The organism is Leifsonia psychrotolerans (assembly GCF_013410665.1).
GTDB lineage: Bacteria > Actinomycetota > Actinomycetes > Actinomycetales > Microbacteriaceae > Cryobacterium > Cryobacterium psychrotolerans_A.
This window is the reverse complement of record NZ_JACCFM010000001.1, coordinates 2,022,139-2,046,405: the sequence shown is the minus strand read 5'-3', so window position 1 is coordinate 2,046,405 and position 24,267 is coordinate 2,022,139. Positions and strand designations below refer to the sequence as shown.

The following is a 24,267-nucleotide window of genomic DNA, read 5'->3' as shown; positions in this document are numbered from 1 at the left end:
CGCGCGCGCAGCCTGGTCGTCGACCGGGAGCGCCGCCTGACTAGGCTCGTCGTATGGCGGAACTACATGAATTGAGTGCCCTGGAGCAGTGGAGCGCACTGCAGCGCAGGCAGGTCGGTGTCGTGGAGCTCACCGAGCACTACCTGGCCCGCATCGAAGCGCAGAATCCCGGTGTGGGTGCGTTTGTGACGGTGACGGCCGACGCCGCCCGGGAACGCGCCCGCTTCGTCGAGACCGAGGTCGCCCCCGAGGTGCCGCTGTGGGGGCTGCCCTTCGCCGACAAAGATCTGCAGCTGCGTGCTGGCGTGCCGACCCATTTCGGCTCGCGGCTCATGGAGGGTTTCGTGCCCGACCGCTCCGACGAGCTTGTGCAGGCACTCGACGACGCGGGCGGGGTGAGCCTCGGCAAGACCGCGACGCCCGAGTTCGGGCTTCCGTCCTACACCGAAACGCTTGCGGGGCCTCCCGCGCGTAACCCGTGGAACCGTGACCTGGGTGCTGGCGGGTCGAGTGGGGGAGCGGCCGTCGCCGTTGCGGCTCGGCTGCTGCCGTTCTCGCCCGGCTCAGACGGTGGCGGTTCTGTTCGAATTCCCGCTGCGGCCTGTGGCCTGGTCGGCCTCAAACCGTCTCGCGGACGTATTCCAGCGGCATCCGGCATCGACAAACTCGCGGGCCTGCCGGTGGCCGGGCCGCTCGCTCGCACCGTAGCGGATGCCGCGCTGCTGTTTGACGCAATGGTCACCCCGCGCGGCGGCCATCCCGACCACCATTTCGCCCTGCGTGCACCGGGCGAGGAAGGACCGTTTCTTGCCTCCGCCATCCGCGGTGAGGGGCGGTTCCAGCTCGGCGTCATGACCACGTCGGCCTGGGATGATGCCTACGACATCGCGATCTCGGTGGAGGCCCGCCAGGCGTTGGCCATCGCGGCCGATGCCCTGGCCGGCCTCGGCCATGGCCTGCAAGAGGCAGCCCTGGTTTCTGACGCGAGTTATGCGCCGGCGTTTCGCACGATTTGGCAGGCTGGGGCTGCGGGCATCCCCGCGGAGGGCGACGACCAGGAGCAGCTGCTTGAGCCGCTGACTCGGTGGCTGCTGTATCGAGGACGCGAACTTTCGGCGCGACAACTCGCCGAGGCACTTTCGGCGCTTGCGCTCTACGAGCGTTCGTTCATCGAGCAGCTTTCTCGTTTCGACGCCGTGCTCACCCCGGCGCTCGCGCTCACCCCGCGCCCGATCGGCTGGTACGACGCGGTCGACGGGGAACGGAACTTTGCCCAGCAGGTGCAGTACACCCCGTTTACGTCGATGGTCAACGTGTCGGGACTGCCCGCTATCGTGCTGCCCATTCACCAGACCGATGACGGTCTGCCGATGGGTGTGCAGTTGATCGGTCGGCCTGGCGGGGAGCACACGCTGTTGGCGCTGGGTGCGCAGCTGGAACAGCATTTTCAGTGGCAGAATCGGGTTCCTCCGCTGGCGTAGTGGCCCCGTGGGTCGACCCCGCACTGTTGATCGAGCCCACCCCGTTGATCGAGCCCACCCCGTTGATCGAGCCCACCCCGTTGATCGAGCCCACCCCGTTGATCGAGCTCGTCGAGATCCCGTAAGCCACCCTCGAGACCGGGGGGCGTGGTCTCGACAAGCTCGACCGACGCTTCGGCGATCGACCCGCACCCCTCTCGTCGCTCGACCCCTCCCGCTGATCGAGCCCACCCCGCTGATCGAGCGTGTCGAGATCCCGTCAGCCGACCTCGAATCTGGGGGACCGAGGTCTCGACAAGCTCGACCCACGGGTCGGTGATCGACCGCACTCCTCCACAGATCGAGGCCGCCCCGTTGATCGAGCCCGCCCCGCTGATCGAGCCCGCCCCGCTGATCGAGCCTGTCGAGATCCCGCGAGCCACCCTCGAGACCAGGGGCGGGGTCTCGACAAGCTCGACCCACGGATTGTCGCGCGATCCCGCACCCCTCCGCAGATCCAGCCCACTCCGCTGATCGAGCGTGTCGAGATCCCGTCAGCCGACCTCGAAACTGGGGGACCAAGGTCTCGGCACGCTCGACCCACGGTTCGGTAATCGAGTCCTTACCCTTCCGCTGATCGAGCGTGTCGAGATCCCGCGAGCCACCCTCGAGACCCATGGCCGAGGTCTCGGCCGGTTCAAGTTCTCGATCCCTCCACAGATGCAGTTTCGATCACTTATGCACCGATACTGAGAAAAGCTCGTAATCGTGTTCGTTCTTTGGGAGAATAGAGCTATGTCAATCACCTCCCCACCCCCCGTCTCCGCCTCGGAGCCGACACCCGCCTCGGGTGCGTCGGCACCGACCGCGGCCATGGTGCTGGCGGCGGTCGAACAGGCCCGCTCTTCTCTGGCAGTGCTCGGCACCGTCAGCCCCGACCGGTTCACCGACGACGACCTCCTCGGGGTGCTCGGTGCGTTCGAGGGTGTGGGCCGGCTGGTTGATGCCGGCCGGGTGGCTGTGGCGGCGACGGTCGAGGAACGCTCCGGCCGGTGGCTGGGCCGGGACTCCCTCGCGGCGAAGCGGGGCTGCACCAGTGGCATCGACCTGATCACCCGGGTCACCCGAATCTCCGGCCGGGAAGCGAAACGGCGCAGCGCCCTCGGCCTGCGAATGCGGGACACGCAACACGTCGGCACGATCATCCCCGCACTGTTCCCCACGGTGGGTGCCGCGGTCGCTTCGGGCTTGCTGGGGGTGGATGCGGCGGAGGTGATCATGTCCGGTCTGGCCGAGATCTCCCCGCGCGTTGCCCCCGATGATCTTGCGGCTGCGGAACGCGCTCTGGTGGGAGCGGCGACGGGCACGATTACGGCTGAGAATGAGGGTGAGCCGGGCGCGGGCTTTGCGTTCTCGGCGGACTCGATGCGGGTGCAGATGTTGCAGTGGCAGGCGGCGCTGGACCCCGACGGGGTGGCGCCGAATGAGGTCGAGGTTGAGGCGACGAGCACGATCAGTTTCGGCCGTTTCAAAGACGGTGTGTATCCGGTGCGGGGCGGGGTGACTCCTGATCTGTACGGAATCATGAACCTCACCTTCGACGCGTTCATTGCCGCCCGAAAGACTCCCGCGTTTCCGACGGCCGCCGAGCAAGCCCGCGACCAGGCACGCGACGACCGCGCCGAGCTAGACGGACAAGACCTGAACGACGACCACGACCACGACCGTGACCATGACGACCACGGTCAGGGTCCAGCCTCAGCCGAGGCTCCTCTTCCCGGGTTGGCCGGGCATGAGTTCGATGACGTCGACACCCGCACCGCTGGTGAGAAGCGGGCCGATATTCTGCGCGGCATGTTCACCCAGCTGGCCCAGGCCGACAGCACGCCCAGCATTGGTGGTGCACCGCCGACGGTGGTGGTGCATGTGAACGTGAACGATATTGAAGCCGGTCGTGGTGTCGGCTGGATCGATGGCGTCGACGCCCCGATCTCGCTTCGCACGGTGGATCAGATGATGTGTGCCGGAGGCACCCAAACGGTTCTGTTCGGTCCGAATGGTGAGGTTCTGACGCTGACCGATCCGCAACGACTGTTCAACCGTGCCCAACGCCGGGCGATCCTCGCCCGCGACGGCGGCTGCGGCGTTCCCGGCTGTGATGCCCCCGCACAGTGGCTCGAGTTTCATCACGTGATCCCCTGGAGCAAAGGTGGCGTTACCGAGGTCGACAATGGTGTGGCGTTGTGTTGGCGACATCATCACACCATCGAAACGTCCGGCTGGGAGATCCTCATGGTCAACGGCCGCCCCCAGGTGAAGGCACCGGCCTGGATCGACCCGAGCCGCACCTGGCGCGACGCCAACCGGCACCGCACCGACACCCACCGCCGCGACTGACGCGCAGTAAGAGCAACTTCCTCTCTGAAGGCGGCGCGCCAAGCGGGGGGTTGTCTTGAGTTCATCAAAACAACTTGATACTCTGGGGGAATGAAGACGGTAGAGGAAAGGCAGCCGGCAGACTCGTTCGCCGACAGCATCCATGCCGTCGACCTCAAGGTCACCGCGACTCGGTTGGCCGTCTTAGCCGCGTTATCGACCCGTCCGCACTCAAGCGCCGAGGTGATGTTCGAGGCCGTGAGTCGCGAATTGCCGGCCACCTCGATGCAAGCCGTCTATGGTGTGCTTGCGGCCTTCACCGCTGCAGGCCTGGTGCGACGCATCGAGCCGGCCGGTTCGGCCGCACTCTACGAGCGCCGTGTCGGTGACAACCATCACCATCTCGTCTGCACCCGCTGCACTGCGGTGCATGACGTCGATTGCGCCGTGGGCGAGGCCCCCTGTCTGACCCCGGCACAGTCGACAGGATCAGCGGCAGGCTTTGTGGTGCACGAGGCCGAGGTTACCTTCTGGGGTCTGTGTGCCTCGTGCCAAGCCGCGACCTCAGCCTGAACTCGTACGCATATCCGTCCCATTTCGATCAACAAGTAGGAGCAGAATGACTGCCGAACCGACCACCACCCAGACTGGAACTCCCGTTCCGAGCGACGACCACTCGCTGACCAGCGGCACCGAGGGCGCCACCGCGCTGCACGACCGTTACCTGGTCGAAAAGCTGGCTCAGTTCAACCGCGAGCGTATCCCGGAGCGCATTGTTCACGCCAAGGGCGGCGGAGCATTCGGTACGTTCGAGGTCACCGACGACGTGTCGATGTACACCCGTGCCGCGGTGTTCCAGCCGGGCGCTGTGACCGAAACCCTGCAGCGCTTCTCCAGTGTTGCCGGCGAGCAGGGCTCTCCCGACACCTGGCGCGACGTGCGTGGCTTCTCGGTGAAGTTCTACACCGACGAGGGCAACTACGACATCGTCGGAAACAACACCCCGGTGTTCTTCATTCGCGATGGGATCAAGTTCCCCGACTTCATCCACTCGCAGAAGCGTCTGCCGGGCTCGGGCCTGCGCGACGCCAACATGCAGTGGGACTTCTGGACCCTCTCGCCGGAATCCGCACACCAGGTCACCTACTTGATGGGTGACCGAGGCCTGCCGCGCTCCTGGCGCGAAATGCCCGGCTTCGGTTCGCACACCTACCAGTGGATCAACGCCGCCGGTGAGCGCTTCTGGGTCAAGTACCACTTCACCTCCAACCAGGGCAACGTCGAGATGGGTGGCTCCGAGGCCGAGCTCATCGCCGGTGCCGACGCCGACTACTACCGTCGCGACCTGTACGAGGCCATCGAGGCCGGCAACTTCCCGTCGTGGGACGTGCACGTTCAGGTCATGCCGTATGAAGACGGCAAGACCTACCGCTTCAACCCGTTCGATATCACCAAGGTCTGGCCGCACGCGGACTACCCGCTGATCAAGGTCGGGACGCACACCCTGAACCGCAACCCCGAGAACTTCTTCGCCGAGATCGAGCAGGCCGCATTCTCGCCGGCCAACACGGTTCCGGGCATCGACATCAGCCCCGACAAGATGCTGATGGCTCGTGTGTTCAGCTACCCCGATGCGCAGCGCTACCGCGTGGGCACGAACTACAACCAGATTCCGGTGAACGCACCGAAGTCGCCCGTCAACAACTACTCACAGGACGGCTCAGCCCGTCACGGCTTCAACGCCACGACGGCACCTGTCTACGCTCCGAACTCGCTCGGTGGCCCCGTCGCGGATGCTGCGGCAGCCGGTGCCGGTAGCTGGGAGAGCGACGGCGAGCTGGTGCGTGCTGCGGCGAAGCTGCGTTCGGACGACAGCGACTTCGGCCAGGCTGGAACGCTCTACCGTGAGGTCTTCGACGACGCGGCCAAGGCACGCTTCCTCGAGACCATCACGGGTGCCGTCAGCGGGGTAACCCGTCCCGAGGTGCGCGAGCGCGCAATCTGGTACTGGACGAGTGTTGACGCCGAACTCGGTGCGAGCCTGCGCGCGAACCTCGCAACGGGCGGCGCGGAAACCGTCGATGGAGAAGCCGAATACGTCGGCGTCGCCGAGTAATAACAACGCGCAGATCGACAGAGCCCGTCCAGACGCTGTCTGGGCGGGCTCTGTGGGTGACCGGCTATCGCAGGTACCCGCCCTTTTCGAGACCGGCCTCGATCTCCCACCGGTTTTTCAACGGGTTACGCCCCGCGATCAGGTAGAGCAGCGGGAAGACCATCCCGTAGCGTTGCCATTGACGTTTATGGATTGCTTCGTGCTCGAGCACATCGTCAGACACGTTCTGGTTGGTGAGGTAGCAACCCCCGACGCACGAGCCGCCACGGCCAAAGGCCCATTTCGGCATGCCGCGAAAGATGATCAGGCCGCCTCGGCGTTCCACTCGACCGGTGCTCCAGATCGACCCCCAGATGATTCCCACGGCTGTCGCGTAGAGATAGCCGACCCGGCTGAGGGGAGAATCGAACAAGATGCTGCGCACCTACTCAGCGTAGGCCGTTGTCGCCGTCGGGCATTGGACGCCCGTACTCCTCGAGCAACCGCAACCACACCTCGCTGAGCGTCGGGTAGCTGGGCACAGCGTGCCAGAGCCGCTCGAGTGGAACCTCGCCGACGATGGCAATCGTCGCCGCGTGCAGCAACTCCGCGACATCCTGACCCACGAACGTTGCTCCGAGCAACACGTGACGTTCTTCATCAACCACGATGCGGGCGTGCCCCACGTAGCCGTCGGCGAGCACCGTGGACCCACCCAACCAGCTGAGATCGTAATCCAGTACGCGGATGCGATACCCCGCGATTTCAGCATCGGCGACCGTGAGCCCGACCGATGCGACTTCAGGATCGGTGAAGGTGACCTGGGGAACGGCGGAGTGATCGGCCGTGGCAACGTGTGTGCCCCACGGTGCATCGTCGACGCGGGTTCCGTTGGCGCGGGCGGCAATTACATCGCCGGCCGCCCGCGCTTGGTACTTGCCCTGGTGGGTGAGAAGTGCGCGTCCGTTGACATCGCCGATCGCATAGAGCCACGCGCCGGTGAGATCGGGGGAGCCGCCCTGCACGAGCAGGGTATCGTCCACGCCCAGCCAGTCGCCACCCGGCAGCCCAATGGTCTCAAGCCCCAGATCCGTGGTGCGCGGAGCGCGACCGGTGGCGACCAACACCTTGGTCGTGGTGACGTCACTGCCGTCACTGAGACGGAGCTGCACCTCGCCCGCGGACGTTCGACTGGCCTGGGTCGTGGTCACGTCGGTGAGAACCGTGACGCCGCTCTCACGGAGGGCGTTCGTGACCAGTTCGCCGGCGAAGGGCTCGAACCGAGTCAACAGTCCGCTCCGGGCGATCAGCGTGACGGATGCGCCGAGCCCACTGTAGGCGGTGGCCATCTCGGCGGCGACGACGCCGCCGCCGATGATGGCCAGGCTGGCGGGAACCTGGTGCGCACTCGTCGCCTCGCGACTCGTCCACGGGGCACTCTCGGCCAGTCCGGGAATGCTCGGGAGCAGAGCCGCCGACCCCGTGCAGAGCGCAACGGCATGGTTGGCGGTGAGCACCGTGGTGCTCCCGTCCTTCGCCGTCACCGTGACCTCGCGCACTCCACTCAGCCTCCCGTGGCCGCGCAGAAGATCGATACCAGCGGATGCCAACCAACGCAGTTGGCCGGAGTCTGACCAGGCATTTGCAATCGTGTCGCGTCGGCTCAGAGCGGCTGCCACGTGAGGGCCGGTCTGCACGGCTTCTGCCGCTCCGGGCACCCGGCGAGCTGCCGAAAGTGCGGTGCCAACCCTGATCAACGCCTTCGACGGCATACACGCCCAGTACGAGCATTCCCCGCCGACGAGCTCGCTTTCGACGATCAGGGCGGTCAAACCGCCCTGCACGGCGCGGTCGGCGACGTTCTCGGCGGAGGAACCGCCGCCGATCACGATGAGGTCGTAGTTCTGGGGCTGCATTGCGTTCGCCTTCCGTTGCCGGCATTCCTCGGGTGGTGCAGTGGCACAGTTCTGCAGTGGCTCAGCGGGTCAGGGCCCCGATGATGCGCAAGATGGGAGAAAGATCGTCAGACGCTGCTTCCGGTGAGACCGGAGCGAAGCCGGCGATCGTGGCACCGGCGAGCGGGAACTGGGCACGCAGAGCAGTGATCGCTGCGGTCAGCCCCTCGATCGTGATTCCGAACGGCACCGGATTGGCCAGTCCGGACAGAGCAGATGGATCGAGAACATCGAGGTCGATGTGCAGGTAGACCGCGGAGGCACCGGCGTGACGCACAGCGTCAGTGAGCTTGACCGCGAAGTCGGCGCTTTCGACGTCGAGCACCGGAATCGCGCGGTCCCGAATCAGCGCGTCCTCAGCCGGGTCGATGTCACGAGCGCCGGCGAGCACGACTCTCTCGAGCGGCACGGCCACCGCCGGGCTGAGTGCCAAGCGTTCGGCTCCCTCGCCGCTGATTGCTCGCAACACCATGCCGGAGAAGGCGCCAGAGGGCGACGACTCGGGCGTGTGCAGGTCGGGGTGAGCGTCGAGCCAGACCACGGCAAGTGTGCCCGGATGCTGCTTCGAGGCGTGCTCGACGGCGGTGAGTGAGACTCCGCAGTCGCCGCCGATCGTGAGCACCCAGTCATCGGCCGCCCGCAACGCTGCGGCGTGGCCTTCGCGCACCTGAAGCAGGCTGGAAAAGCGGTTGACCGAGGTGTTCTCTGAATCACCCGCCTCGACGGGGACGTCGACGGTGCGCGTCGCCGAAGCCGGAAGATCTCCCCGAATCGCCTCCGCCCCGTCGCACAGGCGCATGGCGCGCTCGGACACAGAACCTTGCCATTGCGGCACAACTACGAAAGTGGGAGGCACCCCCTCAGTATGCTCTGCGAAGCGGCGCGGAGCCATCACGAGATGCCATCACGAGATGCCCACGTGAGATGACGGCGGGTACTACATGTCGCGATAGCGTTTCGCACTCGCCGCGGCATCCGTGAGTTCAGCTCGGTTCAGCCGCAACCCGTAGCCGGGCGTGTCACGCTGAATGCGCCAGCCCTCGGCGAGGGGGCCCAGATCGACGACGTCGAAGCCGAAGGTGTCGATCAGGTCGGTCACCGTTTGCTTGGCCGTGGAGTCGTCGCCGGCCACGATCAAAGCACGCCGGTTCTCGGTTCCCGCCGGCTGACCGTCTTCGGTGAGTGTCGAGGCATAAATGTGGTTGAACGCCTTCACCACCTTCGAGGTGGGCAGAAGCCGCTGCAGCAACTCGGCGGTGGTCGTTGACTCATTCTCGAGGGCTTCAATGTCACCGTCGCGCTGAGGGTAGTAGTTGTTCGTGTCGATCACGACTTTTTCGGCGAGCTCGGCCACCGGCAGATCGTCGATATCTTTCAACGGAATCGTCACGACGACGAGGTCGGCCTGTGCCGCGGTTTCGGCTGCTGTCGCAGCGCGAGCGTGCGGCCCGAGTTCGGCGACGAGATCCCGAAGAGTCTCAGGGCCGCGCGAATTACTCACAATCACGTCGTAGCCGTTGGCCACACCGAGTCGTGCGAGTTGACTGCCGATCTGACCGGCACCAATTAATCCCAAAGTTGTCATGGTGGTGACAACGATGAGAGCCGACGGGATGTTCCCGTCGGCTCTCATATGTTGAATGAGTTCTACTGGTCGATGGCCGCGGCCTGTCCGCTCTTCAACGCGGCAAGGCGGGCGTCGACCTCGGTCAGTTCGCCGAGATCCTCGAGGCTTTCGAACTGGGCGTCGAGGCTGGATGCAGCGAGTTCGCTGGCCCCGCGCACCTTGGCCTCTTCGCGGCGGATCTTGTCTTCGAACCGGCTGACCTCGCTGGTGGGATCCATGAGGTCGATGCTCTTGACGGCATCCATCACCTGGGCCTGTGCGGCGGCGGACTTCGAGCGGGCGATCAACTCGTCACGCTTCGACGCGAGCTGACCGAGCTTGGTCTTCATGGCATTGAGGCCGTTTTTCAGCTGGTCGACGACCTGGGTCTGCGACGCGATTTGCGGTTCGGCGGTCTTTGCTTCCTTCTCGGACTGCAGCTGACGGCCGAGTGCCACTTTGGCGAGGTTGTCGAATTTGTCGGCATCCGTGGCATTGCCGGCCGAGCGCAACTCGTCGGCCTTACGGCTGGCCGCGAGCGCCTTGCCGCCCCACTCCTTCGCTGCTTCCACGTCTTCGCGGTAGTCGTCTTCGAGCAGGCGCAGATTGCCGATGGTTTCGGCGATGGCGCTCTCGGCGTCGGCGATGCTGGCTGTGTAGTCGCGCACCATCTGGTCGAGCATGAGCTTGGGGTCTTCGGCGGAGTCGAGCATGGCGTTGATGTTTGCCTTCGCCAGCTGGGAGATGCGGCCAAAGATGGACTGTTTCGTCATTGCGGTGGTGTCCTTTCGAGGGTGATGCGAGGGTTATGTGAGGTCGATGTGATGAATTACGCCGGGGTGAGTGGCACGGTGTGGGTCCGTGTGTGGGTCCGTGTGTGGGTCAGTAGGTGGGCCAGTGGGGTGGGGTGGGCTGCGGAATTTAGAATCGGCCCCCGCCTCCACGACGCGAGCGGGTGCCGGATCCGCCGAAGCTGCCGGCGCTGCGCGAGCCGCTACTGCGCGATCCTCCGCCAAACATGCCGCCACCTCCGCCGCCCCCGCCGCCGTTAAGTAAGGAACTGATCAGGATGCCGCCGAGCACCGCACCCATGGTGCCGCTTCCGCTTCCGGAGGAACCGGATGCGCCTCCCAGCAGGCCACCCAACCCGCCGCCCGCGCCGAATCCGTTGACATCGTTTTGCGCCAGTCGAATCGCGTCGGCGGCCAACGAATCGGCCCGCTGGGCTGCGGCGAGAGCCGTCGGCGGGTCACTCTGTGCCAGGGAATCGGCCTGCACGACAAGGCGCCCGGCTTCGGCCAGCCGGGTGCGCGCCTCTGCACCGACCGCGCCGCGTCGTGCGGTGATGAAATCCTCGGCCGCCGACACCTGGCTACGTGCGGCAAGCAGCGTTTGGCTCAGCGCGGCCTGGGCCCGCTGCAGCTGTGCAGCGGCATCTCGCACGCCCTGCAATGCGGCATCCATCGGGGTATTCGCGGCGTCGAGTAGCTGCACGAGTTCGATCGGGTTGATCGGGCCGGCCTCCAAGCGAGCAGTGGCTGTCGCCACTGTCTGCTCGGTCTGGGCGATGACACCGGGCAAGCTGGCGGAGGCACCGTCGGTGACCGGCACCGAACGCGCGGTCACGAGATCGGTCTCAAGGTCAGCGAGTGCCGCTGTCACCGTTGACGCTGCCTGCTGCAGATCGTCGCCCAAACGGTCGATCGCGTCGAGGAGAAGTCTCGCTTGAGCGACGGATTCCTCGGCCGCCCGAATGCCGACGGCTGCCGACGCGGTGTCGCCGGCAGCGAGCCGGCTGTTCGCCTCGTCGAGGGCGTTCGCCGCAAACGCGAGGCGTTCCCGGGCCTGGACCGGATTGTCGGCCACCGTGGCGATGCTGGCCGCCGTGTATCGCGAGGCCAGATCGGACAGACGTGCCTCGGCATTCGCGAGACGCGCGTCGGCCGCAGTCGCCGCGGAGGCTGTTGCGGCGGCAGCGGCGGGCGCATTTTTCTCCAGCTGGCGGAGAGCGTCGAAATCGGCCGCCTGCTCGTCGAGCACCGCATTCGCCTGGGCGCAGAGCGCCGCGATCTCGGCGTACCAGTCGCGCTGCTGCTGCTCGGTGTCGGGCACTGAATCGTCGAGTTTCTGCTGCAGGGTGAAGGCCTGGCGGAGGGTGGCCGTCGCCGCGGTGAGTGCATCCTGGAAGGCTGCCGTCGCGTCGTCGCCGTACTGGGCGATGGCGAAACCGAGTTCCTGACCGCTCGTCTTGACCGCGTCATCCGTTTGAACCAGCGCACTCCCTGCCTGCTGTTTGAGTTGGGCGGTCGGCACGACGGCGGTTGTTCCGGCGCCGGCCGGCCCCCGGCTTGCGGCACCGCGTTTCTTGGAGCGGAGTACAAAGAACAGGATGCCGGCGACGAGAATGACGGCGACGATCAGCCCGATCGTCAGAACGTTCCCGCCGCCTCCGCCGCCGCTGCTGGGGGTGGCGTCGCCCGGGATGATCTGCGGCGTCGTCACCGGCTGGCCCTGCAGACTCTCGGTCAGGCCGCTGGCCGCACCGAGAGCGGCGCCCGCCCAATCGCTCTGGCGAAGGGGTGGTTCGATGGCGACGGACTCGACGGCGCTGAGTTGGGCATCCGTCAGCCGAAAGTCAGGGGCTGCAGACAGCTGGTACTGCCGTGACTTCGTGGCGACGGCGAGCAGCACATCATTGGTACCCAGACCATTCTTGTCGGCCGTCTGGTCTGCCCACTCCTGGCGATCTGAGACGCCGGTGAAGCTGTCGACGTAGACCACGAAGAGGTCGGTGCCGGTCTCGGCGGCGAGCGTGTCGATGGCGGCTACGACCTCGTCGTTCCGGTCGCCGAGGGCGCCGACCGTATCGACGATGTGGCTGGAACCGAATGTGACGGGGCTCTCAGCGTGGGCGATAGTGGGTGCCGCGAGGGTCAGGGCGGCGAGGAGGAACACCGCGCCCACCAGTGATCGAGCTCGCATAGACCCACCTTCGTGCAAAAAACCGTGTGGTGCCGAGCTTAGAGCCCGCTGAATTCTCAGTCTAGGAAAGTGGTGTGAACTCAACCATTCGTCTGGCGTAACAAAGTGCTCGTGTGCCAGCGAGCATGTTTGACTCTCGGCATGAACGAATCACTGCCCATTCTTGATCTCTCCGAACTGGATTCCGGCGAAGCGGAAGCCTCTGCTTTTCGGGTCGAACTGTGTCGGGTGACGCATGAGGTGGGATTCTTCTTGCTGGTCGGGCATGGCATCGAGCAATCTTTCATCGACGAGGTGCTCGACGTCTCGCGGCGGTTCTTTGAACTGCCCGCGGCCGAGAAACTGGCAATCGAGAACATTAACAGCCCACAGTTTCGTGGCTACACCCGAGTGGGCGGCGAGCTGACGCACGGTGATGTCGACTGGCGTGAGCAGATCGACATCGGCGTCGAGGGTGAGGTCGTGCCTCCCACACCGGGTACCGCGGACTACTGGCGTTTGGAAGGCCCCAACCTGTGGCCCGCTCGTTTGCCGGAGTTCGCCGACGTGATGAACCGTTGGAATTCCGAGCTCAGCGCGGTGGCCGTGAAACTTATGCGAGCGTGGGCGGTCGCCCTCGGCGCCCCGGAGGACGTCTTCGACGAGGCGTTCGCGCGACCTTTCTCGCTCACCAAGGTGGTGCGTTACCCCGGCGAATCCGATGAGGAACCTCAGCAGGGCGTGGGGGCGCATCGAGATGGTGGCGTGCTGACCCTGCTTTTCGTTGAACCGGGCAAGGGCGGCTTGCAGGTCGAACTCAACGGCACCTGGATCGATGCTCCGGCGTTGCCCGGCGCCTTCGTCGTGAACATCGGCGAGATGCTGGAACTTGCAACGAACGGGTATCTCAAGGCCACTCTGCACCGGGTCGTGTCGCCGAAGATCGGTACCGACCGCATTTCGATACCGTTCTTTTTCAGCCCGGCCCTCGACACCGTGATGCCGCAGCTCGCGCTCGCTGAGGAACAGGCAGGAGCGGCGCGGGGCCTCTCGGTCGACCCCTCGAACAGCCCGATTCTTGAGACCTACGGGGAGAACGTGTTGCGTTATCGGTTGCGCGCACATCCTGACGTGGCTGCGAAGTACCACGCCGACCTGCTCACGTAACGGCCTCAACTGCTGAGACTGCTAGGTGATCCCACCGGCCTGGGCCTTCGCAAGAATGAGCTCGAGAAGGTGCATCGTGAGCACATTGTCGCGCCCGCTGCTACGCGGTGTCGTGCCGCCCTGCACCGCGTCGATGAAATGCTCGATCTCGCCCACGAAGCCGCGCAGCTGTAGATCGCGCCCCCCACCCGACATCGCGCTTTCGGCAGGAGTGAACACCGTGCGGTGTTCGCTGAGGCTGGCCCAGGTCGGCTCGACGTGAGGCCGACTGGTGTGCACGGTGAGCCGCACCAGATCCTCGACGACGGCGAAGCCGTGTTCGCCCGTTACGCGCACGCGTTCGCTCTCACTCGAGTAGGACGGCAGGCCCGACAGATCGAGGGTCCCGACGACGCCGGATTCGAACTCAAGCAGCACCGCCAGCGAGACTGCGCGGCCCACCGAACTCGACGAAACAGCGACATCTGTCACCTCGCCGAACAGAGCGCGCACCAGATCGATCACGTGGATTGCGGCCAGCTTGAGAAACTCCTCCTCGTTCGCGCAAAACGCTGTGCTGTCGCAGCCGAAACCCAGATGGAACGAACGGATGTCGCCGAGCTCGCCGTCCGCGATGAGCCCGGCGAGTTGCTCGTAGACCGGGGCATACCGCTTCATGAAGCCGACCATGAGCGTGACTCCGGCGGCGTCGGCGGCGTCGGCGAGTTCGGTCGCCTCCGCAGCCGTCCAGCCGAGGGGCTTGTCGGCGAAGACGTTGCGTCCGGCTTGGATCGCTTCGAGGCTGATTCTGGCCTGGTCGGCGGGCTGGGCGACGACGATGACCGACTCGATGGCGGGGTCGGCTATGAGCGCAGATGCGTTGTCAAACGGCGTACCGGTTGAGCCGAACTGCAGCAGTGCTGCCGCTGAGCGGGCGATATCACGCGTGGCGATGCCCTGAATCTGCACGTCGGCACGAACGCAGGCCGGCAGGATGTTCGTGGTGGCGTGGAAGCCGGCGCCGATCACGCCGACCGCGCGGCGGTGTGATGCGGCATCCGTGGTGGATTCCAGTGGCATGTCGGTGTCCTCGGCTGTGAGTGTTGGTTACGTGGTGATTCGGGCGACGCTGCCCAGGAGCTCGTTCCGCACGGCGGCGACGAGCAATTCGCGGGCCCCGGCCAGAATGGGGTTGCCGACGACGGTGCTGGCCGCCACGACGGGGGACCACCGACTCGTGCGTCGGATTTGCTGAGAGACGAGTTCGGCCAGTTCGTCGCCGCCGGCCCGGCAGGTGGGGCCGCCGAGAACGACGAGCTCAGGGTCGACGACAGCCAGCAACGGGATCACGCCGAAGGCGACCCGGTGGGCCAACTCTGCGAAGACCGCTGCACGCGCGGGGCTGGTTGCCAAGGCGGCGAGGATGCCGGTGAGGTTGCGGCCGTGCACGCCATGTTCGCGGGCCAGACGCACGAGCGCTTTGCCGCCCATGAGGCCCTGCAAGTCGGTAGCCGGCCGCCCGTCACGCCCATAGAGCGCGTGCGGGGCGGGAAGAAAGCCGATTTCACCGGCGCCGCCGAACGAGCCGCGGTGGAGGCTGCCGTCCAATTCGAGGGCCGCTCCGAGGCCGTTGCCGAGCCAGAGCAGCGCGAAGTTGCTGGCGTCGGCTCCGGCACCAAAGGAACGTTCGGCGACGGCCGCCAGGTTGACGTCGTTGTCGATCTGCACGTCGACGTTCAGCTCGTCTTTCAAAAGCTGTCGCACGCCGCTTCGCGGCCAGCCGTGCAAAGTCTCGGTGAAGAGCTGGTCGTCGTTGTGGCTGTCGAGGTAACCCTGCATGCCGATGCAGACGTTGCGCACCATTGACGGATCGGCTCCGCTGGGGGCGCAGGCCGCAGCGATGGCCTCCCGCACCTCGCGAACGGCGTCGCGCTCGCCGACGGAACTCGGCAAGGCGATCTCGATGGTCTCATGTTCGGTGCGCAGTGCGTCGACCAGGCATGCGCGCATCCGTTTCGCGTCGATGTCGATCGCAACGCCGAGCACACGATCGGCGCGAGCCGCGTAGGTCACCGAGGGGCGACCCTGGCCGCCGGTGACCTCGCCGTCGACTCGAATCAATCCCGCCTTCTCGAGACGGGTCACGACCAGCGACGCGGTGGGTTTTGACATTTCGCCCAGTTCAGCGATGCGCACCCGGCCGAGCGGGCCGTGCTCGAGCAGCAAAGAGAGGGTGGCACGATCATTCCACGCGCCGAGCCAGGCCGGCGTGCCGGGGGCGGATGTCGCTGCCATGGGCCCTCTTCTACTCATTGCTCTTCTGGGATCAATCTAGCTGAAGAGCGGGGGATTCCGGGTTAGACGGCGTGCGAGCCGACCTCACGAATCCAGCCCCGTAAAGTTCACGTGAGAGTGTCTGAGTGGACTGGAGTACGCAAAAACGACCTCTATTTGTTCCCAGAAAGGTTTGTTTCTACGTGCCTCACGGTCTCCAGCGTGTGCGTTCCGCCCGGGCTAAGCGACTACTCGGCGTGGCCTTGAATGCTCGCGCGAATGGCAGCAGCATGAGCATAGATCTCGTCAAGCGAGTCGATCGGATGCCGGGTCTCATTCTTGGCGCTATCAAAGATCCCGACGTACTTCTGCTTCTTCCCATTGAAGTGAAGTCGTGCAATCGGCTTGCGATTGTTGTCATCAAGAAGCACCGCGAAATATGACTTTGCATCACGATGGGTGACACGGTGAGGCTTCACCTCGCTGCAGGCGATTGCTTTGACGATCTGGTACCCCTCAAGCTCCTCAAGCGTCGTCTCGATTTCAGTGTCGCGATCCAGATCAGCTGCTGCGATCTCACGACTGTTAATAACAGTCGTCTCCTGCTCGGACTCGGAAACCGTGGGAGCGAAGTTGGAGCTGCCCAATGCAGTCTTGAGCCTGTCGTTGACTTGGTCGTTCAAGAACTGCTTCGAAGCTTTCGAAACCAACGAAGTGAACTGCTCTCGTATCTTCTGTGTAAAGGCGCCGTCATACGCCCGTGTCGTGAAGAAACGAACCCAGTCGTCTTCAGGAGCCCGAAACTGAGCAGCGATCGTGCGCTTGATCTGGCCGATGTACTTGAGTTCCTCGGCCGCGCTGATGATCGAGTCGAGGTCAAAGACGTCTTTGGTGAGCTTCCGAAGTTCGGGGATGAGGCTCTCGTCGATGTCCATGAGGTCAAGCACGAGGAATGGCTTCTCGTCCATGCGGTTCGGCGCATCAAGATCGGTGTAGAACTGGTAAACCTCGCCGTTGGTCAAGACGGCAATCCGGGCGTTGGTGACGGCGAAGTAACGGAACAGCTGAGATGCATGTTCAATTTTCAGAGCTTCAGTGGACTTCTTGCACTCGATCAGAATCTGAACTTCGCCGTCGCGCAGGATGGCGTAGTCAACCTTCTCGCCGCGCTTAACGCCGACGTCGGCAGTGAATTCAGGAACCACTTCAAGGGGGTTGAAAACGTCGTAGCCAAGGATCGTGGAGATGAATGGCATGATGAATGCATTCTTCGTGGCTTCCTCAGTTTGGATCGCATCCTTCTGATTTCTTACCTTGAGCGCAAGCGCTGAGAGCAGTTCTGCAAATTCCATGATTCCCCTAAGAAACGGCCGAGAGTCAAGGCTCTCATAGGCGGTGCGAACGGGCGGCGAAGACACGACCGTTTTCGCGAGCCTCAGCTCGAAGCAACCAATCGGCGGCAACTCGACCGTGCGGGGTCAGCGGATGCGCAGACCCACCGCCACAGGGATCGGCTGGCGCTGACCACCCGAGTGCACGATATCAGTGCCGTCGACAGTGAGCTGGGTCGCATGACAACCGAGGGCCGCGAGCACGCTCGCTCGGCGGTGGGCGAGTTCGAACCACTCCACGTCGAGTGTGCGTTGCTCGACGATCTCGGCGAAGGGGACGCCCAGCGCTCGGCTCGCCGCCGATGCCGCGTCGTGCATGCGCACGTGGTCAGGGTGTCCGTAGCCGCCGCCGTCGTCGTAGCTGATCACGAGGTCCGGGCGGAGCGAGTCGATGAGGGCTGCGACATCCGCGGTGACGTCGGCCAGCGGAGCGGTCGTGAGCGCTGCCGGCCCGGCGTCGTCGGCCGGTCCGGCCAAGCCCTCGCGAATCCAGGTCATGCCCGAATCCTGGTAGCGACGCGGCGGCAATCCACTGACACGAGCCGGGGGCTCGCCCAACCAGTAGGACTCGGAGATGCCGAGGGCCTCGCTCGCCTGCCGCAACTCGAGTTCGCGCCGGATGCTGAGCGCGTCGGTGCCTTCAAGAGCCGACAGCGGCCCGGCGACGACCTCGCCCCGCTCACCCCGCGTCGCGGTCAACAACGCCACTCGCGTGCCTCGTGCCGCCAGCTCGGCAATCAGCGCACCGGTCGAAATCGTTTCATCATCGGGGTGAGCATGCACGAACAACACCCGATCGAGGCCCGCCCGGAGGTTCATGCGTTGCCCACGTCCGACGTGACCAGCGAGCGGTAGACGGCCAACAGCGCAGCGGCCGAGAGCGGCCAATCGAGATGCTCGGCTCGCACACGTGCGGCGCCCCCGAGACGGTGCGCGAGCGCGGCATCCGTCACGATCTCGGAAATTGCAGAGCCCCAGATTGCGGGGTCACGGGAGTCGAGCACGAGGCCCGTGACTCCATCGACGACGGCTTCCCGCAACCCGCCGGAGGCCGATGCGATCACGGGAACCCCACTGGCCGCGGCCTCCAACGCCACGAGACCATACGTTTCTGAGTGCGATGGCACCAGTACCAGTCGGGCTTCACGCAGCAAAGTCGCCAGGTGCTCGCGCGATTGCGGGCCGACGAACCGGATGCCGCCCTCGATGCCGCGTCGGGCCGCGAGCGCGTGCAACTCGTCGATGTACCCGGCGAAGTCGGCGGACGCGTCGCCCGAGATCACCAGTCGCGGACGAATCTCGGCGGGGACCTCGGCGATGGCCTCGATCGCCAAATCGAGTCCCTTCAAGGGCTGTAAACGGGCCGCGACGATCGCGTAACCGGGGTCAGTAGTCGAATCGGCAGGTGGATCGGCTGGTCGATCGGCAGGTGAATCTGCAGGCGAATCGGCTGTGGATCGCGCTGCTGTGACCGGGTGGAACAGCACTCCGTCGACGCCGGGAAAGACGACCGAAATGCGGTCGGCTCGGCCACCGAGCCGGTGCAGAACCGTGTCGGCTTCGGCGTTGCTGATCGCCACCACGCGGTCGGATTCCCGGGCCAGCCAGGCCTCGCCGGCCAGACGCCCCCGAGATTCCGGGCGCTCGCCCTCCGACAGCGGCGTCGACGGATCGGCCGCAATGCTGTGGAAGCTTTGAACGTGCGGGATGCCGCGCTCACGGGCGAGCGGCAGCGCCGCCATGCCTGAAAACCAGTGGTGGGAATGAATGATGTCGTAGGGGCCCAGCTCAGCCAGCCGCATCCGAAACTCCTCGATGTAGTTCTCGTGTTGGCCTTTGGCGATGGATGCCGCAGGGCCGGCAGTGAGAAAGCGTAACGTCACGCCGGGAGCCAGCGGCTCGGAATCGGGCCCCGCCGGATTGACGCGCCGGGTGAGCACCTCGACGGTGTGACCGAGCGCGCCCAGGGCCTCGGCCTGATGCCGCACGACGACGTTCATGCCGCCGGCGTCACCGGATCCGGGCTCGGCGCCGGGCGAAGTATGGAGGGAAACGAGGGCGATGCGAAGCGAAGCGGGCGAGAGGGGCACGCGAAAAGCGTAGTCGCTCTGCTTATCGCCCAACTGTGCGTTTAGGATTCGGCTGGTCGCTCGAGCAGAAGGCCGACGCGGTCGGACAGATACTGCTCGAGGTCGACGGCCGAGTCGTCGCTGGCCGTGACCGTCCAACGTACGAGAGCACGCTCGTCGCGCAGAAAGAGCGGCCCGGTTGATGTGCGCAGTGCCGATGGCGCCAGATCGACCTCGGACGCACCGAAATTCACCGTCTCCCCGCGCGCGAAGGGGCCACGGAATGCTGCGGCCCGGTAGTCACGGCGGTTCTCGCTCGACACCGATTGGAAGCCCGGATAACCGGGCGCGACAGCTCGCGTTGTTGACCCGGTTGCGTAGAGGGTGCCGTTCGGAGCGAGCAGAAATACGCCGAGCCGCCATACGCGACCGACCGGGAGGAGCACGGCATCCTTCGTGAAGACAAGCAGCACACGCCGGGGCGCAACGAATTGGGCGAGCGCCTCGTCGTGTGCGTCGGTCGACCGGAGTCGCTCGGCGGTAATCGTCAGAATACGGCGCACTGACGCGACAGTCTGTTCCTCGTCGCGCGCGTCGGGGTGCTCGTCGTTCACGCTTCGAATGGTACCGCCGGGCGCAGCTCTGGCACATGCGGCATCCGTCGGCGATGCACGTGACGGGCGACCTCTGGCACACTGTGTCGGGGAGGGGGCCATGACAGAACTGCCGATGACGTGGGTGATGATCCCGCTGCTGGCGTTTCTTGCGCCGATTCTCGCCAGCCAGGTCGGGCGTCTGATCAGGATTCCCGTTGTCGTCTTCGAGATTGTGCTCGGAATCGTGGCTGGCCCCAGTCTGCTCGGCTGGGTGACCCCTACCGCCTTCACCTCGACTCTGGCCGACCTGGGCCTGGCCATGCTCTTCTTCATGGCCGGAAGCGAGATCAACTTCGCCGCGGTCGCAGGGCGGCCGCTGCGTCGGGCCGGCCTCGGGTGGCTTCTCTCACTGGCGGCCGGCATCATTCTCGGAATTGTGCTGGCCCCGAACCCCACGGCCGGCGTCTTCATCGGAATTGCGCTCAGTTCCACTGCGCTCGGAACGCTCCTGCCCGTGCTTCGTGACGAGGGGGAGTTGAAGACTCCGTTCGGCGTCGCGGTCACCGCGATCGGGGCGGCTGGCGAGTTTGGTCCGCTGCTTGCTATCTCACTGTTTCTCAGCGGGCGCAATCCAGGCCCGGCGGCACTGGTGCTGGTTGTTTTCGCCGTGATCGCCGTGGCTGCAATCTGGCTGGCGTCGCGAGGCGAACACCGATGGGTGCACCGGCTGGTCACGGCCACGTTGCATTCAAGCGGGCAGTTTGCGATTCGGTTCGTGATTCTGATTCTGGCCGTGCTCGTGGCACTCAGCATGATTCTGGGCCTGGACATGCTTCTCGGTGCGTTTGCGGCCGGCGTGCTGTGGCGCGTGCTGCTGTCGGGGGCAACACCGAAGGACCGGCATGTGGTCGAGATGAAGCTCGATGCTCTCGCGTTCGGGTTTGTGGTGCCGATCTTTTTTGTGAACACCGGTGTCACATTCGACCTCACGGCTCTGCTCGCCTCGCCGAGTGTGCTGTTGCTCGTGCCGATCTTTCTTGTTTTGCTGCTGCTCGTGCGCGGTTTGCCCGGGCTTTTTGCGGCCCCGATTGGCGCCACGCGGGCCGACCGACGTGCGATCGTGCTGTTCAGCGCCACGGGTCTGCCGATCATCGTCGCGGTGACTCAGATTGGTGTCGATCACGCGCTGCTGTCGTCGGGTACCGCCGCAGCATTGGTCGGCGCCGGGATGCTCTCGGTGCTGCTGTTCCCGCTACTCGCCCTCAGCCAGCGCAACTCGCGAACGGGTTCCGCGGAGCTCGCGCCCGACGGCACGGCGTAGGCGAGCCGACCGGGGCTGGCAGAGACATCGGCGATGGTGCCGAGTAGGTCATCGACATATTCGATATCGATGACGTTGGCGCCGTAGGCACGGGTATAACTCTCGCACTCGGTGTACCGAAAACACTCTTCGGAGACGACGAAGTCGAAGCCGATGCTCGTCGCACCCTGGTGCGCGAGATCGGGCGCGTTCTTCTGTCCGGCCGCCAGACCGCGGTCATGCGCCGCGTCGACCAGGAGCGCGGCGAAGTTGACGGCATCCGCCCGGCTCAGTGCCCCTCCCGTGCGGGTGTAGGAATCGAGGTTGTCGAACTCGACCGCCTGAAAACCTGAGCTCGCGCACCGCTCAATTGACGTCGTCAACCGCTGCGCGAGATCGGTTCGATTGTCGGCGGTGGAGATATCGAAGAAATATTCGTCCGGCCATCCCGGATCGGCCATCGGTGCGCCAGCGGAGTCCGTGAGGAGCAGGCTGAGCGGCCAATGTTCGCCGGGCTGGCTCTGAAAGCCGTTCACGTAGCAAATCGAGTACATGTCCGGGACGGGCTGGTCGGTGCTCTCGCGCGTGACGGTGCGCACATCGGGTGAGGGCTCGTACGAACCGCCGAGCTGATAGTCCGCCACGGCACCGGCCGGCGGTAATACGATCGTCGACGCTGAGTGGTCTGCGGTTGTCGAGGCACCGTTCGAGCTGCAGGCTGCCAGCGCGCAGAGCACGGCGGCTGCCGCGAGCGTGGCGAGAGCGGTGAGTGCAGGTTGATTCACCCATGGAGCCTAGTGGATCCTGGTCGCACGCGAGAGGGCGAGCACGCCGATAAAATCGGCTGCACCACCCGGCACCGAGCGAGAGGAATGCGGATGCCCGATCGGCCCCTGTTCCAGCCGATGCATCCGTCGCGGCTCGTCATCGTGCTCCCACTCGCCCCGCTTCAGGTGGGCGACAGCTTCGCGGTGCACAGCTGGCCGCTACACATCACGGTGCTGGCACCCTTTCGCACGGATGCCGCGGCCGTTGAGATCCAGCGCGCGCTCGCATCCGTCGCGGCGACCCAGCCGGCGATCACCATCGTTGCCGCTCGGGAGGAACTTTTCGGTCGTCGTCACGACGTGCCGGTCACCGTCGTCGCCCCGAATCAGCAGTTGGTGGGCCTGCGGACCGCGCTCGTGCGGGCCGTGCAACCGTTGGCATCGTTACCGGAGGAGTCGGCCTTCACCGCACCAGGGTTTCGGCCGCACATCACGCACAAGCGTGCGGCCAGGGCGCAGCCGGGCGACGAGTTCACGCTGACGCAGCTTGCGATCGTCGACATGGCCGCCCGCGCCGACCCGACTGGCCGGACCGTGCTCGCCACGCTCCCGCTGGGCGGTGCTTAGGCGACGCGCATCTCGATCTCGCCCGCCTGGGCCGTGGCACTGCCGAACACCAAATGGCGATTGGCGATCTTCTCGGTGAAGAACCGGTCGTGGCTGACCACGATCACGGCACCGGGGAAGTGCAGCAGGGCGCGCTCCATCACCTGGGTGCTCGACATATCGAGGTGGTTGGTGGGCTCGTCGAGCAGCAGAACGGATGCGCCAGAGAGCAGGCACTGGGCCATCGCCACGCGGGCACGCTGGCCGCCCGAGAGGTTGCCGATCTTCTGTTTGAGGTCGGCCTCACTGAACTGGAACATCGTCAGGAACCGGTTCACCGACTTGCGCGTTGCGGTGAAGGCCAGGCTGCCCGGCATCGCGTTGACCGAGTGTGACACGGTGTCGTCCGGATCGAGTTCATCGAGTACCTGGTTGTACGAGACGACGCCGGCGCCCGGCGCCCAGGTGGCCTTGCCGGAATCCGCCTGCTCCTCGCCGGTCAAGACTTTGAGCAGGGTGGACTTACCGCTGCCGTTCGAGCCCAGCACCACGATGCGGTTGCCGCGCCGGACCTCGAAACTCAGGTCGTCGAACAGGGTCTTCTCGCCGAAGCTTTTACTGAGTCCCTCGACGCGGCAGAGCACATCTTTGACGTGCAGTGAACGGTAAATCTCGGTAATGATCTGGTCGACCGGGCGAGGCGCGCGCTGCTTTTTGATCTTCGCCAGCTGGCCGTCCAGCTTGCGGCTCGCCGACTTTGTGGCTTCGCGGCGGTCGGCGATACCCTCGGATTCGAAGGCCAGCAACTCGGATTCGTGCTCGAACTGGGTCGCGAGCGTCTTGAGCCGAAACTGCTTCTGCACGATGTACTCGCCGAAGTTGCCCGGGTACTCGTGCAGGTGGAAGTTCTCGACCTCGATGATGCGCGTGACGACGGCATCCAAAAATTTGCGGTCGTGCGAGACGATGATCGCAGCGCCGCGGAAGTCACGGAACCACGATTCGAGCCATTCGACGCCAGCCACGTCGAGAAAGTTGGTGGGCTCGTCGAGTAGCAGCACAGCGGGGTTTTCGAGCAGAATCTTGGCCAGTGCGGCGCGGTTGCGCCAGCCGCCCGAGAGTTCGTCGATGGCGCAGACGCGGTGGGCCTCATTGAAGCCCAGCGTGGTCAGCGCGGTGTCGATGCGGCGCGGATAGTCCCAGCCGTCCAGTCGATCCATCTCTTCGAACAGCTCGGCCTGGCGCGCAATGAGCCGGTCGAGTTCGGCCCCGCCGTTCGGATCCATCGCGACGACGGCGATGCTCGCGTCGATCGAGGCCAGCTCGGCTTCAATCGCCTTGATCTCGACGAAGAGGTCGTCGAGAACCTCGGTGATCGTTGCGGTGCCGTCCAATTCGGAGAACTGCGAGAAGTAGCTGATCTTCGTGTCGGGGTCGACCGAGACGGTGCCGGTGTCGGGGAGAACCTGCTCGAGTACGAGCTTCAGCAGCGTCGACTTGCCGGACCCGTTCTTACCGATCAACCCCACCCGATCGCCAGGTTCGAGGCGAAAGAACGCCTCGCGCAAAATCTGGGTGTTCTCGAATCGAATGCTGACATCGTTCAGCCTGATCAGGCTCATTACTGCTGTCCTCTCAAGGGGGCGGCTCGGCCTGTGGGCCGTG

21 protein-coding genes and 1 pseudogene are annotated in these 24,267 nt (G+C 65.2%); 8 read left to right on the top strand and 14 right to left on the bottom strand.

What is annotated here, in order from left to right; all coding sequences use genetic code 11:
* Positions 1-53: 53 nt before the first annotated feature.
* From HNR05_RS09560 to HNR05_RS09545, 5 genes are all read left to right on the top strand, one after another.
* Positions 54-1,481 carry an amidase gene (locus HNR05_RS09560; protein WP_179578799.1) on the top strand — a complete coding sequence of 476 codons (1,428 nt, stop codon included), beginning with the start codon at positions 54-56 and terminating at the stop codon, positions 1,479-1,481.
* The gene (locus HNR05_RS17770; RefSeq protein ID WP_281369805.1) at positions 1,481-1,606 is read left to right on the top strand and encodes a hypothetical protein; all 126 of its coding nucleotides are present in this window, start codon (positions 1,481-1,483) and stop codon (positions 1,604-1,606) included. Before HNR05_RS09560 ends, HNR05_RS17770 begins: the two co-directional genes overlap by 1 nt.
* 649 nt (positions 1,607-2,255) lie before the next feature.
* The gene (locus HNR05_RS09555) at positions 2,256-3,857 is read left to right on the top strand and encodes an HNH endonuclease signature motif containing protein (protein ID WP_179578798.1); all 1,602 of its coding nucleotides are present in this window, start codon (positions 2,256-2,258) and stop codon (positions 3,855-3,857) included.
* 90 nt (positions 3,858-3,947) lie between these two features.
* The gene (locus HNR05_RS09550; protein ID WP_179578797.1) at positions 3,948-4,409 is read left to right on the top strand and encodes a Fur family transcriptional regulator; all 462 of its coding nucleotides are present in this window, start codon (positions 3,948-3,950) and stop codon (positions 4,407-4,409) included.
* Positions 4,410-4,455: 46 nt separating this feature from the next.
* Positions 4,456-5,952, top strand: coding sequence for a catalase (locus HNR05_RS09545; RefSeq protein ID WP_179578796.1), 1,497 nt, complete (start codon positions 4,456-4,458; stop codon positions 5,950-5,952).
* Positions 5,953-6,016: 64 nt separating this feature from the next.
* Here HNR05_RS09545 and HNR05_RS09540 read toward each other — a convergent pair whose 3' ends face one another.
* From HNR05_RS09540 to HNR05_RS09515, 6 genes are all read right to left on the bottom strand, one after another.
* Positions 6,017-6,376 carry a Fe-S oxidoreductase gene (locus tag HNR05_RS09540; RefSeq protein WP_179578795.1) on the bottom strand — a complete coding sequence of 120 codons (360 nt, stop codon included), beginning with the start codon at positions 6,374-6,376 and terminating at the stop codon, positions 6,017-6,019.
* A gap of 4 nt (positions 6,377-6,380) precedes the next feature.
* Positions 6,381-7,847 (bottom strand): dihydrolipoyl dehydrogenase family protein, encoded by a 1,467-nt coding sequence (locus HNR05_RS09535; RefSeq protein WP_179578794.1) that lies wholly within the window; start codon positions 7,845-7,847, stop codon positions 6,381-6,383.
* A 61-nt stretch (positions 7,848-7,908) separates the two neighbouring features.
* Positions 7,909-8,778: an arginase family protein gene (locus tag HNR05_RS09530; protein WP_218868858.1), complete on the bottom strand. Its 870-nt coding sequence runs from the start codon at positions 8,776-8,778 to the stop codon at positions 7,909-7,911.
* 45 nt (positions 8,779-8,823) lie between these two features.
* Positions 8,824-9,471: an NADPH-dependent F420 reductase gene (locus HNR05_RS09525; protein WP_179580769.1), complete on the bottom strand. Its 648-nt coding sequence runs from the start codon at positions 9,469-9,471 to the stop codon at positions 8,824-8,826.
* 62 nt (positions 9,472-9,533) lie between these two features.
* The gene (locus HNR05_RS09520) at positions 9,534-10,265 is read right to left on the bottom strand and encodes a PspA/IM30 family protein (protein ID WP_179578792.1); all 732 of its coding nucleotides are present in this window, start codon (positions 10,263-10,265) and stop codon (positions 9,534-9,536) included.
* Positions 10,266-10,413: 148 nt separating this feature from the next.
* Complete coding sequence (locus tag HNR05_RS09515) at positions 10,414-12,474, bottom strand: TPM domain-containing protein (protein WP_179578791.1); 2,061 nt, start codon at positions 12,472-12,474, stop codon at positions 10,414-10,416.
* A gap of 141 nt (positions 12,475-12,615) precedes the next feature.
* Between HNR05_RS09515 and HNR05_RS09510 the strand changes: the two genes are divergently transcribed.
* Positions 12,616-13,620, top strand: a complete 1,005-nt coding sequence (locus tag HNR05_RS09510; RefSeq protein ID WP_179578790.1) for an isopenicillin N synthase family dioxygenase — start codon at positions 12,616-12,618, stop codon at positions 13,618-13,620.
* 21 nt (positions 13,621-13,641) lie between these two features.
* On the opposite strand, the gene HNR05_RS09505 is transcribed toward HNR05_RS09510, so the two are convergent.
* The 6 genes from HNR05_RS09505 to HNR05_RS09480 all read right to left on the bottom strand — a co-directional run bounded on the left by HNR05_RS09505 (position 13,642) and on the right by HNR05_RS09480 (position 19,947).
* The gene (locus tag HNR05_RS09505; protein WP_179578789.1) at positions 13,642-14,679 is read right to left on the bottom strand and encodes a Gfo/Idh/MocA family protein; all 1,038 of its coding nucleotides are present in this window, start codon (positions 14,677-14,679) and stop codon (positions 13,642-13,644) included.
* A gap of 27 nt (positions 14,680-14,706) precedes the next feature.
* Positions 14,707-15,894 (bottom strand): ROK family transcriptional regulator, encoded by a 1,188-nt coding sequence (locus tag HNR05_RS09500; protein WP_179578788.1) that lies wholly within the window; start codon positions 15,892-15,894, stop codon positions 14,707-14,709.
* 227 nt (positions 15,895-16,121) lie between these two features.
* Complete coding sequence (locus HNR05_RS09495) at positions 16,122-17,225, bottom strand: type I restriction endonuclease (RefSeq protein ID WP_179578787.1); 1,104 nt, start codon at positions 17,223-17,225, stop codon at positions 16,122-16,124.
* A gap of 126 nt (positions 17,226-17,351) precedes the next feature.
* On the bottom strand, positions 17,352-18,083 hold the full coding sequence (locus tag HNR05_RS09490) for a PIG-L family deacetylase (protein WP_179578786.1): 732 nt from the start codon (positions 18,081-18,083) through the stop codon (positions 17,352-17,354).
* Entirely contained in the window at positions 18,080-19,354 is a 1,275-nt protein-coding gene (locus HNR05_RS09485; protein WP_343062541.1) for a glycosyltransferase, read from the bottom strand. The genes HNR05_RS09490 and HNR05_RS09485 overlap by 4 nt, the downstream gene beginning before the upstream one ends.
* Before the next feature lie 41 nt (positions 19,355-19,395).
* Entirely contained in the window at positions 19,396-19,947 is a 552-nt protein-coding gene (locus HNR05_RS09480; RefSeq protein ID WP_179578785.1) for a hypothetical protein, read from the bottom strand.
* A 100-nt stretch (positions 19,948-20,047) separates the two neighbouring features.
* Here HNR05_RS09480 and HNR05_RS09475 point away from each other — a divergent pair, with 100 nt between their 5' ends.
* On the top strand, positions 20,048-21,250 hold the full coding sequence (locus HNR05_RS09475; RefSeq protein WP_179578784.1) for a cation:proton antiporter: 1,203 nt from the start codon (positions 20,048-20,050) through the stop codon (positions 21,248-21,250).
* A gap of 56 nt (positions 21,251-21,306) precedes the next feature.
* Here HNR05_RS09475 and HNR05_RS17580 read toward each other — a convergent pair.
* Positions 21,307-21,966, bottom strand: a pseudogene (locus tag HNR05_RS17580) (endo alpha-1,4 polygalactosaminidase); the annotation flags it as partial.
* Positions 21,967-22,107: 141 nt separating this feature from the next.
* Between HNR05_RS17580 and HNR05_RS09470 the strand changes: the two are divergent.
* Positions 22,108-22,623 (top strand): 2'-5' RNA ligase family protein, encoded by a 516-nt coding sequence (locus tag HNR05_RS09470; RefSeq protein ID WP_179578783.1) that lies wholly within the window; start codon positions 22,108-22,110, stop codon positions 22,621-22,623.
* On the opposite strand, the gene HNR05_RS09465 is transcribed toward HNR05_RS09470, so the two are convergent.
* Positions 22,620-24,224: an ABC-F family ATP-binding cassette domain-containing protein gene (locus HNR05_RS09465; protein ID WP_179578782.1), complete on the bottom strand. Its 1,605-nt coding sequence runs from the start codon at positions 24,222-24,224 to the stop codon at positions 22,620-22,622. The two genes, HNR05_RS09470 and HNR05_RS09465, sit on opposite strands and share 4 nt — an antisense overlap.
* Positions 24,225-24,267 lie beyond the last annotated feature (43 nt).